This window comes from Aquabacterium sp. (genome assembly GCF_016234775.1).
Taxonomy (GTDB): domain Bacteria; phylum Pseudomonadota; class Gammaproteobacteria; order Burkholderiales; family Burkholderiaceae_C; genus Aquabacterium.
Genome location: NZ_JACRAH010000036.1, coordinates 180,249 through 193,493, shown reverse-complemented (window position 1 = coordinate 193,493; position 13,245 = coordinate 180,249). Strand labels below are relative to the sequence as shown.

Annotated in this window: 10 protein-coding genes; 3 read left to right on the top strand and 7 right to left on the bottom strand. The window is 62.8% G+C overall.

The annotated features are described in order from the left end of the window. Positions 1-35 precede the first annotated feature (35 nt). The 4 genes from HY836_RS10985 to HY836_RS10970 form a co-directional block, all read right to left on the bottom strand. Entirely contained in the window at positions 36-680 is a 645-nt protein-coding gene (locus tag HY836_RS10985; RefSeq protein ID WP_290676189.1) for a sulfite oxidase heme-binding subunit YedZ, read from the bottom strand. Next, entirely contained in the window at positions 680-1,648 is a 969-nt protein-coding gene (gene msrP, locus HY836_RS10980; RefSeq protein ID WP_290676236.1) for a protein-methionine-sulfoxide reductase catalytic subunit MsrP, read from the bottom strand. Before msrP ends, HY836_RS10985 begins: the two co-directional genes overlap by 1 nt. A gap of 193 nt (positions 1,649-1,841) precedes the next feature. After that, positions 1,842-2,900 (bottom strand): phosphate ABC transporter substrate-binding protein PstS, encoded by a 1,059-nt coding sequence (gene pstS / locus HY836_RS10975; protein WP_290676188.1) that lies wholly within the window; start codon positions 2,898-2,900, stop codon positions 1,842-1,844. Between the two features lie 186 nt (positions 2,901-3,086). After that, entirely contained in the window at positions 3,087-5,750 is a 2,664-nt protein-coding gene (locus HY836_RS10970) for a DNA topoisomerase III (RefSeq protein ID WP_290676187.1), read from the bottom strand. Between the two features lie 114 nt (positions 5,751-5,864). Between HY836_RS10970 and HY836_RS10965 the strand changes: the two genes are divergently transcribed. Genes HY836_RS10965 through HY836_RS10955 form a run of 3 tightly spaced genes read left to right on the top strand, consistent with a single transcriptional unit; the run spans position 5,865 to position 8,110 of the window. Beyond that, entirely contained in the window at positions 5,865-6,383 is a 519-nt protein-coding gene (locus HY836_RS10965; RefSeq protein WP_290676186.1) for an SET domain-containing protein-lysine N-methyltransferase, read from the top strand. After that, positions 6,383-7,264, top strand: coding sequence for a biotin--[acetyl-CoA-carboxylase] ligase (locus HY836_RS10960; RefSeq protein ID WP_290676185.1), 882 nt, complete (start codon positions 6,383-6,385; stop codon positions 7,262-7,264). Before HY836_RS10965 ends, HY836_RS10960 begins: the two co-directional genes overlap by 1 nt. Before the next feature lie 51 nt (positions 7,265-7,315). Further along, the gene (locus HY836_RS10955; protein WP_290676184.1) at positions 7,316-8,110 is read left to right on the top strand and encodes a hypothetical protein; all 795 of its coding nucleotides are present in this window, start codon (positions 7,316-7,318) and stop codon (positions 8,108-8,110) included. Here HY836_RS10955 and HY836_RS10950 read toward each other — a convergent pair. The 3 genes from HY836_RS10950 to tkt all read right to left on the bottom strand — a co-directional run bounded on the left by HY836_RS10950 (position 8,091) and on the right by tkt (position 13,207). Beyond that, positions 8,091-9,848 (bottom strand): S8 family serine peptidase, encoded by a 1,758-nt coding sequence (locus tag HY836_RS10950; RefSeq protein ID WP_290676183.1) that lies wholly within the window; start codon positions 9,846-9,848, stop codon positions 8,091-8,093. The two genes, HY836_RS10955 and HY836_RS10950, sit on opposite strands and share 20 nt — an antisense overlap. A gap of 237 nt (positions 9,849-10,085) precedes the next feature. Continuing rightward, entirely contained in the window at positions 10,086-11,084 is a 999-nt protein-coding gene (gene gap / locus HY836_RS10945) for a type I glyceraldehyde-3-phosphate dehydrogenase (protein WP_290676182.1), read from the bottom strand. A 77-nt stretch (positions 11,085-11,161) separates the two neighbouring features. Then, positions 11,162-13,207: a transketolase gene (gene tkt / locus HY836_RS10940; protein ID WP_290676181.1), complete on the bottom strand. Its 2,046-nt coding sequence runs from the start codon at positions 13,205-13,207 to the stop codon at positions 11,162-11,164. Between the last annotated feature and the right edge of the window lie 38 nt (positions 13,208-13,245).

Below are 13,245 nucleotides of genomic sequence, written 5' to 3'. Positions count from 1 at the left end.
GGCGATCATTGTCACCTGAGCGCAACGCGCCGAGCTCAGCGGACCTTCAGCATCCCCATCACGCCGCCCTTGCGCATGGCGCGCCAGCCCAGCAGCACGGCCAGGATCACGGCATACACCATGACCTCGCTCACATCGTTCTTGGCCGACTTCTTCCAGTAGAAATGCAGCAGGCCCAGCAAGGCCACGGCATACACCAGCTTGTGCAGGGCCTGCCACTGTCGCCCACCCAGCTTGCGGATGGCCGAGTTGAACGAAGTCAGGGCCAGGGGCGTCATCAAGGCCAGTGCCACCACCCCCACGAGGATGAAGTTGCGCTTGATCACGTCCTTGACGATGTCATCGATCAGCAGGCCCTTGTCCAGCCAGGCGTAGGCCAGGAAATGAATCAGTGCGTACACAAAGGTGGTCACGCCCAAAGCACGCCGATAGCGCATCAAGGTGGGCAGCGAAGCCGCTTCGCGCAATGGCGAGATCGCCAGCGTCAGCCACAGCCAGCGCAAGGCCCATTCACCCGTTTCCTTGATGAGCTTTTCTGCCGGGTTGGCCCCCAGGTGCCCCGTGAACCCCTTGATCACCAGCACCACAAGAGGCACGGCACACAACAGCCACAACAGCGGCTTCACCCAGGGTTTCAACAGCAGCTGGTTGAGCCCCTGGTTCACGGTCATCGCTTGCATCAGTAGTACTTCTTCAGATCCATGCCGGCGTAGAGTTGCCCCACCTGGGCCTCGTAGCCATTGAACATCAAGGTGGACTTGCGCGGCGCAAAGAAGCCACCATCCCCAATGCGACGCTCCGAGGCCTGGCTCCATCGCGGGTGATCCACTTTCGGGTTCACGTTCGAGAAGAAGCCGTATTCACGCGGGTTGGCCTTGGTCCAGGAGGATACCGGCTCTTTCTCGACCAGGCGGATCTTCACGATCGACTTGGCGCTCTTGAAGCCATATTTCCAGGGCACCACCAGGCGCAGCGGGGCGCCATTCTGATTGGGCAGGATCTCGCCATACAGGCCGAACGCCATCAGGGTCAGCGGGTGCATCGCCTCATCGATGCGCAAGCCTTCCACATAGGGCCAGTCCAGCACGCCTGTGCGCACGCCCGGCATCTGTTTGGGATCGGCCAGGCTGACGAACTCCACGTACTTGGCCCGGCTCGTAGGCTCGGCACGCTGAATCAGCGTGGACAGCGAATAACCCACCCACGGGATCACCATGGACCAACCCTCCACGCAACGCAGCCGGTAGATGCGCTCTTCCATAGCGCCCAGCTTGAGCAGCTCATCCAGGCTCAGCTTCAGTGGCTTGCCCACTTCGCCTTCAATGCTCAGTGCCCAGGGGCGCGGCTTGAGCGTGTGGGCGTTCTCGGCCGGGTCGGATTTGTCGGTGCCGAACTCGTAGAAGTTGTTGTAGCTGGTCACGTCCTCGTAGGGCGTGAGCTTGTCCATGGTGAAGGCGCCTGCCACCTTGCTGGGTGCGCCAGGCAAAGCCGCCAGCTTGCCAGGGCGCTTCACCGATACAGCCCCCTGAGCGAGGCCCTGCCCTGCCAGCAACAGCGAGGCGCCCCCGGCTGCCCCAGCCTGAAGCAACTGCCGCCTCGCCAAGTAGACCGCCTCAGGGGTGATCTCGCTGGGAAGGGCGTGAACCATCCCACTGTCAGGATGCAGGATGCTGCGCGATGTGCGAAGAACGGTCATGCTGGTCAAGCTCCACGGCCAATAAAAACGGTGCCTGCGAACTTGGTCGCAAACACCGCCGTGAACCTTACACCGTCACGCCATCCCATGTTGAATCAGGCCGGCAAGCCCCTTTTCGCGATGGCGGGTCCGCGTCGTTCGCCCATCAAGGCGCAATGAAGCGAGGCACTTGCCCACCCGGACCATGAATCTGCAACAAACGCCCTGACAGCCGGGCCTGAACACGTTCGGGCAGCGGTGCGAAGCCGGTTCCACGGGTCAATTCATCGCCATGCATGAAACACCAGTACACAAATCGGGCCACCCAGTCAGCGGCATTCATGTCCTTGGGCGCAGCATCCAACAACACGTAGCTGGTTGCTGTCAGAGGCCAGGCATCGGCACGTGGCTGGCTCAGCAAGCCGGCCGCATCGTCACCTTTCTTGTATACGTCAGACGCCAGAATGGCCGCGCGGAAGGCGTCTTCCGATGCCGCCACGACGAAGCCACCCGGTGTGCGCAGCTTGACAGCGCTCAAACGGTCTTTCTGTACTCGGTCAAATGACACATAGCTCAGCCCACCGACCGTGTCCCTCAACAAGGCGGCAACCCCATCATTGCCTTTGGCCGCCAGGGTCGAGCCAGGCCAGGCCGGTTTTTGCGATGCCGGCACAGCCGAGGCGAACCTGGCAGAAGACAAGCCCAGATAGCGCGTCCACACCTCGGTCGACCCCGATGCATCCTCACGCACGATGCGCGTGATGGCCTGGGCTGGTAGCCTCAGCCCCGCATTGAGCGCCACGATCCGAGAATCATCCCACTGACGAATCTGGCCTTGCATGATGTCGGCCAGCACCTCGCCGGTGAGCACCAGCTGATTGGGGCCAATGCCCGGCACGTTCACGACCGGCACCAGCCCGCCCACCAGCATGGGTATCTGAACCAGCTTGTTCTCGGCCAGTTGCTGCGGCGTCAGGGGATTGTCTGTGCCACCAATGTGCACCGAGCGGGCCTTGATCTGCTTGACGCCATCGCCAGAACCTGTGGGTACATAACGCACAGTCACACCCTGATTCTGTTCGGCAAAACGTTGCGTCCAGCGTTCATACACACGCGAGGGGAAGCTCGCCCCGGCCCCCTTGATCTGGACTTCCGCCTGCGCCTGCCCAGCCGCCATCCCCACGGACACGGCCAACATCACAAACACCCAACGCTTCAAACCCATACGACCAGACAGCATCGCCAACAACTTCAAGTCCAATTAAACAGGAAGCGAAGATACACCACCCAGGGTCAACCCTGATCCGTTCAGCTCAGGGCGAAACGGAAAAAGGGCCGGTTACCCGGCCCCTTACAGCTTGCTTACAACGTTGACGGACGCCCGGGCAACACCCGGCAAGCCGCCAGCGGATCAAGCCGCCTTTTTCGCGGCGGTCTTGCCTGCCGTTTTGGATGCGGCCTTCTTGGCAGCCGGTGCACGTGGTGCCCGCGGCTCGAACTCGAAGCCCACCTTGCCCGCCTTGGCGTCCCAGCTCAGGAAAGCCTTGAACTTGCGGCGCGTCTTGTTGGACACGAAGTTCTCCAGCAGATCAGTCTTGCCTGTTTCCAGCAGCTTGACGAGCTGGTCAGGCATGATGGGTTGCTGCAGGATGATCTTGCCGCTCTTGAAGTCGCACTTGGCCTTGGAGCTGCCCGTCGTGTTCTCACACACGTAGTTGCTGCCATGCTCGTACACCTGGCCGCCGCACTTGGGGCAGGCGCCCAGGCTGGTCTGTGCGCTGAAGTCCACCGCTTCGCCGGATTCGTCGTCCTTCTTGGCGTCTTCGCCGAAGTCGAACTCCATCTTCCAGTTCTTCGCCTCTTCGTCACGAACCAGCTTGAGCTCGGCCGTGAAAGGCCAGCCTGCCTTGGAGCGGAAGCCGTCCATCGGGCCGATCTTGTGGTCGCGCATCAATTGCTCGACCTCATGCAACTCGAAGCTGCGGCCAGCGGGGATCTTGGTCATGCTGAAGCCACAACCCGCGCCATCATCGCCACCGCTCTTGCCCACGCAGGTGAAGCGGCGGTAGTTTTCCTTGACCACACCGCCGCAGTTGGGGCAAGGCGTTTGCAAGGTGGCGTAATCACCGGGAATGGTGTCGCGGTCGTATTCCTTGGCCTTTTGCACGATGCGCTGCGTCATGGCGGCGATTTCGGCCATGAAGGCCTCGCGGCTCAAGCGGCCCTTTTCCATCTCGGCGAGCTGGAACTCCCAGTTGCCGGTCAGCTCGGGCTTGGTGAGGTCTTCCACGCCCAGGCCGCGCAACAGCGTGGTCAGCTGGAAAGCCTTGGCCGTGGGAATCAGCTCACGGCCTTCGCGGTACATGTACTTTTCGGTGAGCAAGCCTTCGATGATGGCCGCACGGGTGGCTGGTGTGCCCAGGCCCTTCTCGGTCATCGCGGCCTTCAGCTCTTCGTCGTCGATCAGCTTGCCCGCGCCTTCCATCGCGCTCAGCAGCGTCGCTTCAGAGTAGCGTGCCGGTGGCTTGGTCTTGAGCGCATTGACGACCACGTCTTCCGTGGTCACGGCCTCGCCGGGCTTGACGGCCACCAGCGTGCGCTCGTCGCCCTCTTCCGAGGCTTCCTTGCCATACACCGCCATCCAGCCCGGCTTGACCAGCACCTTGCCGTTGGTCTGGAAGCAATGCTCCTTGCCAGCGGCCGGCACCTTGGTGATGCGGGTGGTGACCATGAACTCGGCAGCCGGGTAGAACACGGCGATGAAGCGCTTGACGACCATGTCGTACAGCTTGGCTTCGGCCTCGGTCAGGCTCTTGGGGGCCTGCATCGTGGGGATGATGGCAAAGTGATCCGACACCTTGGCGTTATCGAACACGCGCTTGTTGGGCTTGACGTAGCCTTCCTTGATGGCCTTGCCGGCGTGCTGCGCCAGTTCGCGCAGTGGCCCGGGCATGTCCTCGCTGGCGATCATGCCCATGGTGTCCTTGACCACACTGATGTAGTCCTCAGGCAGCGCGCGCGAATCGGTACGCGGGTAGGTCAGGGCCTTGTGCTTTTCATACAGGGCTTGCGCCAGGCCCAGCGTGGTCTTGGCACTGAAGCCGAAACGCGAGTTGGCCTCGCGCTGCAGCGTTGTCAGGTCATACAGCAGCGGGCTGGACTGGTTGCTGGGCTTGGCCTCTTCCGTGACAGTGCCCTGCTTGCCCTCCACGGCATCGGCAATGGCCTGCGCCTCGGCGGCAGACCAGACGCGATCAGCCTTGTACTCGGCCTCGGCTGAACCTTCTGCGGCGTTCTTGTCCTTCTTGAAGGTGGGATCAAACCACTTGCCCTCGTAGGCACCGGCATCCACCCCAAAGCTCGCCTTGATTTCCCAGTAATCGCGGAAGACGTGCTTGCGGATCTTTTCTTCGCGCTCAACCACGATGGACAGCGTTGGCGTCTGCACCCGGCCCACTGTGGTCAAAAAGAAACCACCATCGCGCGAGTTGAAAGCCGTCATGGCGCGCGTGCCGTTGATGCCCACCAGCCAGTCGGCTTCGGAGCGGCAACGTGCGGCGCTGGCCAGCGGCGTCATCTGCTCGTCGGTGCGCAGTTGCTCAAAGCCGTCGCGGATGGCCGCCGGTGTCATGCTCTGCAGCCACAGGCGCTTGACTTCCTTGCCCAGGCCCTTGGCGCGCGTGGTGGCCGTGCTGTCGGCAGCGTACTGCGCGATCAGGCGGAAGATCAGTTCACCTTCACGCCCCGCGTCACATGCGTTGATCAGCGTGGTGACGTCCTTGCGCTTGATGAGCTTGACCAGGGCATTGAGGCGCCCCTTGCTCTTGTCGATCGGGTTGAGATCGAAATGCGGCGGGATGACCGGCAGGTTGGCGAAGCTCCACTTGCCCCGCTTGACATCGAATTCGTCGGGCGCCTTGATTTCGACCAGGTGGCCGACGGCGGAGCTGACCACATAGTGTTCGCTCTCGAAGTATTCATCGTGTTTGTCAAATTTGCCGTCCACCGGCGTCAATGCGCGCACGATGTCTTGGGCAACTGACGGTTTTTCTGCAATGACCAGGGCTTTGCTCATGGGCGTCTTTATATCTCTTCTTACAATCGGGCTTCTCGCGCGCACGCACGCACACATACGTGTGCACATACGCGGGCACGCGCGCCCACCAATTCAATGTACCCAATCTGGCCGATGACGCAAGCCGCAAAAAAAACCAAGCCTGCCGCCCGGACGGCTCACGTCCCGGCTCAAGAGCCCTCTTCCGGCCGTCGCACCCAGGTGCGCGAGTCGGCCATCCACGGCAAGGGCGTCTACGCCATCCGCCCTCTGAAGGCCGGTGACACGGTGCTGGAGTACCGGGGCGAGATCATCACCTGGCAGGAGGCGCTGGATCGCCACCCGCACGATCCGTCACAACCGAATCACACCTTTTACTTCCACCTGGACGACGGCCACGTCATCGACGGGAAGTACCAGGGCAATTCTGCCAAGTGGATCAACCACTCCTGCGACCCCAATCTGGAAGCCGAGCAGGATGGCAATCGCGTTTTTCTGAAGGCATTGCGCGACATCGCCGTGGGCGAAGAGTTGTTCTTTGACTACGGTTTGATCATCGATGCCCGCATGACGGCCAAGCTCAAGAAGGAATACGCTTGCTGGTGCGGCTCGCCCAAGTGCCGCGGCACCATGCTGGCCTCGCGCCGCCGCTGATGGCTGACACCGCGCTCAGCGCCGTGCAGGCGGACCTCCACGCCGCCGCCGAACGCATCTGGGAGGCCGCTTCGCCCGCCTGCCTGGACCTGAGCGTGGAAGTGCTGCCCGAGATCGGCTCCACCAACACCGAGCTGATGGCCCGTGGCCGCCGGGGCGAAACCAGCCCGACCTTTATCGTGGCGTGCCGCCAGACCGCAGGCCGAGGCCGTCAGGGCCGCACCTGGCTGGCCGCCCCTGGCGACACCCTGACCTTCTCCCTGGGTCTGCCCATGCGCTTGGACGAGATCCCGGGGGGTGGCAGCGCCTTGTCCCTGGCGGTCGGCCTGGCCGTGGCGCAAGGGCTTGAAACCGGCCTGCGGGCGCTGCCGGATCAGGTCAACACACCGGCCATCGGCCTGAAATGGCCCAATGACCTGTGGCTCAACGGCCGCAAACTGGGCGGCATCCTGATCGAAGCCACGCCGGCGCCAGGCCTGAGCGAAGGCCAACGATGGGTGGTCATCGGCATCGGCCTGAATGTGAGGCCCGGCCAGGCACCTGCCGAGGCCACATCCCTGTCATCGGCACTCAAGGGCGGCCACACCTTGACCGTGGGCGAAGTCTGGTCCTGGGTGGCCCCCTCGTTGCTGGCCAAGGTCCGTGCATTTGAAACAGCCGGCTTTGCACCGTTGCAGGCGGCCTACAGTCAACGTGACGTGCTGGCAGGGCAAACGGTTGGTCTGTGGGCCACGCCAGGCCAGGGCCCTGCCGACGGACACGCCCCCAGTGACACCGGCATGGCACAAGGCGTGAGCGAAACCGGTGCGCTGCTCGTGCATACTGACAAGGGCCTGCAAGCCTGGTCCACAGGCGAAGTCAGCGTGAGATTGCAAAGCTAAGGCCGTTGCCCTCACCCCACTGTTCGCTCACCCCAACAGCCAAACCGACCCATGCTGCGTTCCCTGGTGCTGATTCTGCTGATCGTCAACGCCGCCTTCTTCGCGTGGAGCAAAGGCTGGCTCAATCAAGTCATCGGCGTGCAACCCGATGCGCAGCACGAACCTCAGCGCATGGGCCTGCAGATCCACGCTGACAAGATGGTGGTGCTGGCCCCAGGCTCATCCAAAGCCGACAAGGGCGTCCGCAAAGGCGGTGTCGCTGCAGGCGATGCGATGAGCGCCGCTTCCAGCCCGACTGCGGGCGCCAGCGCCGCCTCGGCGCCCGCATCCATCGCATCCACCGTTCAGACGGCACCGTCCAGCCCATCCATCGCAGCGGACCACAAGGACACCAAGTGCGTGGAGGCCGGCCCCTTCAGCGCCAGTGAATACGCCAGCCTGGAAGCCAACCTCAAGCCCATCCTCCCCGCTGGCAGCTGGGGTAGCCGCACGGTGGCCATACAAGGCTTGTGGCTGGTCTACATGGGCCCTTACGCCGATGCCGACATGCTGGAGCGCAAGCAAGCCGAGTTGCGCCGCATCAGGGGCCTGAACTTTGAAGAGGTGCGCACGCCGGCCAATCTGGCCCTGGGCATCTCGCTGGGGCGCTTCAACAGGCAGGAAGATGCGGACGCCGGGCTCATCGCCATGCGCAACCGCGGCATCCGCACGGCGCGCATCGTCACCGTGCGCCCAGCGATGGAGGTTCAAGTGCTGCGCATCCCCCGCGCCAGTGTCGGCATGCAAGTCACCCTGGCCAGCATGAAGCTACCTCAAGGCAAAGGCTTCAGCGCCTGCCGCCCTTGAATCCATTGAGGGACTTGCGACCCGCCCGCCCCACGCCCGCAGCGATGAACGCCAATACCAGCAGATCCAGCAGCGATGCGGCACCGCCCCCGCCCCCCTGGTCGCCACCAGCCGAAGATGGGCTGCTGCAAGCATCACCCCCCCCTTCTCTCGATGGGGTGAAGTAGCAGACGCTCTGCGAGCCAGATGTCGAACTTGGCGTGGCAGTTACCCCGCCACCCGACGTCGCACGGTCAATGGCCCAGTTGACAGCACTTTCGGCGTCCAGCACGCCAGCGCCACACGTCGCAATCGTACAGTTGCAGTTACCCTGCCCGGTCACCTGGCCCGGCACACATGCTGGCAAGGCGCTGTTGTCAGGGAAGGGTGAGTTTTTTTGCGTCAGCCCCCACAACAGCTCATCCACGGTCAAGCCGGGGTTGACGGCCAGCATCAATGCGGCCACGCCTGCAGCAGCGGGGGCAGCCAGGCTGGTGCCCGCTGTCGGGGCCAAAGTGAACGCGCCCCACACGTCGTCATACACCTGCGTGACGATGCCCGAGTCCATCAGGAAATTGGACGGGCTGCCATCGGTATCACCTGACGCCACAGCCACGCCAAAGAACTGAACGCCATCCGTATTCAACAGATTGGCGTAGCGCGCCTTGTACCCTCGCTCATTCAAACCTGTGACCGCCAGCACGCCCGCGCAATTGGCCGGGCGCGTGGCCCCCCAGAGTCCCAGGCCGGTGGCCTTGTCGCCATTGCCAGCAGAAGACACCACCAGCACACCCTGGCTCTTGAGCGTGGCAATGGTCTGCCGGTAAAGCCAGGCCACATCGCGCGCACCACTGCCGATGTCTGCACACGAACCCACACCACCAAAGCTGAGGTTGACGACTCTGGCCGGATGCACATTGCGCGCGGGCGAACCGTGGTACGAGATACCCGCGGCCCATAACATGCCCTCCAGGATGTCACTGAGCTGAGCGCCGCATGCACCAGCCACACGTACAGGGAGCACCACCGGGCCAGGCAAGGGCGCCAGTGCGCCCGCCCCCCCCGAGGCATTGCCCGTATTGGCCGCCAGCACGGCCGCCACGCTCAAGCCATGCCAGCGCGATGGCGACGCCACACACCCGGCAGGCCATGTTGGCAAGTGATCGCCCTCATCCCGCGGATCGGGATCCACGCCATCCCCATCACCTGAATACGCCGGATCGGACACGAAATCGTAGCCACCCAACACCCGCCCATCCAGATCTGGCGCAGGCAGGATGCCGGTATCGAGCACCGCCACCACCACCGGGGACAAAGTCCGCCCGGACAACGCGGCCCAGGCTGCGGGATAGTTCGCCACGCCGGCATGTCCGCTATCTCGGGCTTGCAACCAGGTCTGGCCACCGTATCCTGGATCGTTCAGATCGACCGAGGCGGGTGGCACCATCTCATTGACGATCACCCACTCCACGTCCGGGTCCTGCCTCAGGCGCGCCGCGTCGGCCTCGGCTTGCGCCAGCGGCACCGGGCGCCCCCCATGGATCACATGGGCCGCGAAAGCGGTCGGCTTTTGCAACAGATACCCCACGCGCTGGCGCTGCGAAGCCCCGTACAGACGCGTACGGGCCTCTTGCGGGGTGGCAGCGGGCCTGCTCATGGCCTGCAAACGCACCACGGACTGGCTCGCCACGGCTGGGTCTGCCCCTTTGAGCTTGACGATCAAGCCCATGGCCATCCGCGGCGGGGCTGTGTCAGCCACAGCCCATCCGGCCCCCATCAACAAGATGGGCCACAACAACGCGCGAAGCATCCTCATCAAGGGTGTTGTCCTGCAAGAGCCATGATCCAAAAGGAGCGGCGATTATGTCTTGCAGGCGTCACGACAGATGCACCAATTCGAAGCTGGTGACAATTGCGCACAAAAAACTTGTACGCAGATCAAACAAAAAGACCTCCGAAGAGGTCTTTTGTCACTTGATGAAAGTGCCGCCAGCGCTTACTTGGCGATCACACGCACCATTTCGAGGACCTTGTTCGAGTAGCCCCACTCGTTGTCGTACCAGGACACGACCTTCACGAAAGTGCTGTCCAGTGCCAGGCCGGCTTCGGCATCGAACACCGAGGTGCAGCTTTCGCCACGGAAATCGGTGGCCACCACCTTGTCTTCGGTGTAACCCAGCACGCCCTTCATGGCACCTTCCGAAGCAGCCTTCATGGCCTTGCAGATGTCGTCGTACGACGCTTCCTTGTTCAGCTCGACGGTCAGGTCAACGACCGACACGTCAGAGGTAGGCACGCGGAAAGCCATGCCGGTCAGCTTCTTGTTCAGCTCGGGGATCACCACGCCCACGGCCTTGGCAGCGCCCGTGCTCGAAGGAATGATGTTTTCCAGGATGCCGCGGCCGCCGCGCCAGTCCTTGTTCGAAGGACCGTCCACGGTCTTCTGGGTGGCGGTCGCTGCGTGCACGGTGGTCATCAGGCCGCGCTTGATGCCGAAGGTGTCGTTCAGCACCTTGGCCACAGGTGCCAGGCAGTTGGTGGTGCACGAAGCGTTGGAGATGATGGTCTGGCCAGCGTAGGTCTTGTCGTTCACGCCGTAGACGAACATCGGGGTGTCGTCCTTCGAGGGGGCCGACATGATGACCTTCTTGGCACCTGCGGTGATGTGAGCCTGGCCGGTTTCCTTGGTCAGGAACAGACCCGTGGATTCGACCACCACGTCAGCGCCAACTTCGTCCCACTTCAGTTCAGCGGGGTTCTTCACGGCGGTCAGGCGGATGCGCTTGCCATTGACGATCAGGGTGTTGCCGTCCACAGAAACTTCGCCCTTGAAGCGGCCGTGCACCGAGTCGTACTTCAGCATGTAGGCCAGGTAGTCAGGCTCCAGCAGGTCGTTGATGCCGACGACTTCGATGTCGTTGAAGTTCTGGATGGCAGCGCGGAAGACCATGCGGCCGATACGACCGAAGCCGTTGATACCAATCTTGATAGCCATGATTGCTTTACCTTGAAGGATGTTGAACTAAAACTGAAACTGAAACTTTGCCGGAAGGCGCCCGGCAAAGCCTTGACTTACTTCTTGAGCTGCAGCACCTTGCGAACCGTCGCCACCACGTTCTCGGTGGTGAAGCCGAAGTGCTTGAACAGCACGCCAGCAGGCGCAGATTCGCCATAGGTGTCGATGCCCACCACGGCGGCGCAGCCGTACTTCCACCAGCCGTCCGTCACGCCGGCCTCGACCGCGATGCGCGGCAGGTTGGCAGGCAGCACCGACTTCTTGTACTCGACCGATTGACGATCGAACACGGTGTTCGAGGGCATGGACACCACGCGCACCGGGATGGCCAGCTTGGCCAACTCGGCCTGGGCATGCAGCGCCAGTTGCACTTCAGAACCGGTCGCGATGATCACGGCAACCGCCTTTTTCTTCAACCCCACCTCTGAGGGTTCAGCCAGAACATACGCGCCTTGCGTGATGACATCCGCATCCTGCTTGGGTGCGTATGGCAGGTTCTGACGCGACAGCAACAGCGCCGAGGGGCGGTTCTTGTTGGCCAGCGCGATGGACCAGGCCACGGCTGTTTCCGTCGTATCGGCAGGACGCCACACGTCCAGACCAGGGATCAGGCGCAAGCTGGCAGCGTGCTCGACCGACTGGTGAGTCGGGCCGTCTTCGCCCAGACCGATGGAATCGTGCGTGAACACATGGATCACGCGCTGCTTCATCAACGCGGCCATGCGGATGGCGTTGCGGCTGTAGTCCGAGAAGGTCAGGAAGGTGCCGGCGTAGGGGATGTAGCCGCCATGCAGGGCCACACCGTTCATGATCGCGGCCATGCCGAACTCGCGCACACCGTAGTTGATGTGGCGGCCAGGCTTGCCTTCGGTCTTGACCACAGCGCCTTCGTCATCCACGCGGAAAGCGGGCGTGCTCTTGGTATTGGTCAGGTTGGAGCCGGTCAGGTCGGCAGAGCCACCCAGCATTTCAGGCACGGCAGCCGTGAAGAACTCCAGAGCGATCTGGCTGGCCTTGCGGCTGGCCACGGTCTCGGCCTTGTCGTGCGCAGAAGCCACGGCCTGCACGCAGATCTCGGCGAAGTTGGCAGGCAGGTCGCCAGCCATGCGGCGTGTGAACTCGGATGCCAGCTCGGGGAAGGCGGCCTTGTAGGCGTCGAAGCGCGTGTTCCAGTCATTGACCAGCAGCTCGCCGTCAGCCTTGGCATTCCAGTCGCCATAGACCTCTTCGGGGATCACGAAAGCGTCGTGCGCCCACCCCAGGTTTTCACGGGTCAGCTTGATTTCATCGCCACCCAGAGGCTCGCCGTGGGCCTTGGCCGTGTTGGCGCGGTTGGGCGAGCCATGGCCGATGGCCGTCTTGCACACGATCAGCGTGGGCTTGTCGGTGCTCATCTTGGCCTTCTCGATGGCGCCATCCACGGCGTCCACATCGTGGCCGTCCACGGGGCCGATCACGTTCCAGCCATAGGCCTCGAAACGCTTGGGCGTGTCATCCACGAACCAGGGGGCCACCTGACCGTCGATCGAGATGCCGTTGTCGTCGTACAAGGCAACCAGCTTGCCCAGCTTCCAGGCGCCAGCCAGCGCGGCGGCTTCGTGGCTGATGCCCTCCATCAGGCAACCGTCACCCATGAACACATAGGTGTGGTGGTTGACGATGTTGTGGCCTTCGCGGTTGAACTCGGCAGCCAGCATCTTCTCGGCCAGGGCAAAGCCCACGGCATTGGTGATGCCCTGCCCCAGCGGGCCGGTGGTGGTTTCAACGCCAGCGGTGATGCCCACTTCGGGGTGACCGGGCGTCTTGCTGTGCATCTGGCGGAAGGCCTTCAGATCATCGATCGACAGGTCGTAGCCCGAGAGATGCAGCAGCGAATAGATCAGCATCGACGCGTGACCGTTGGACAGCACGAAGCGGTCGCGGTCAGCCCACTGAGGCTGCGCAGGATGGTGACGCAGATGGCGACTCCACAACGCCACTGCCATATCGGCCATGCCCATCGGGGCGCCAGGGTGACCGGAATTGGCTTGCTGGACAGCATCCATGGCAAGGGCACGGATGGCATTGGCCATGGCTGTGATGTTCTTGGTGGAGTTGGACATGTTGTGGGTTGGTGGGTCGCGGGAAACTGGGATTCTAA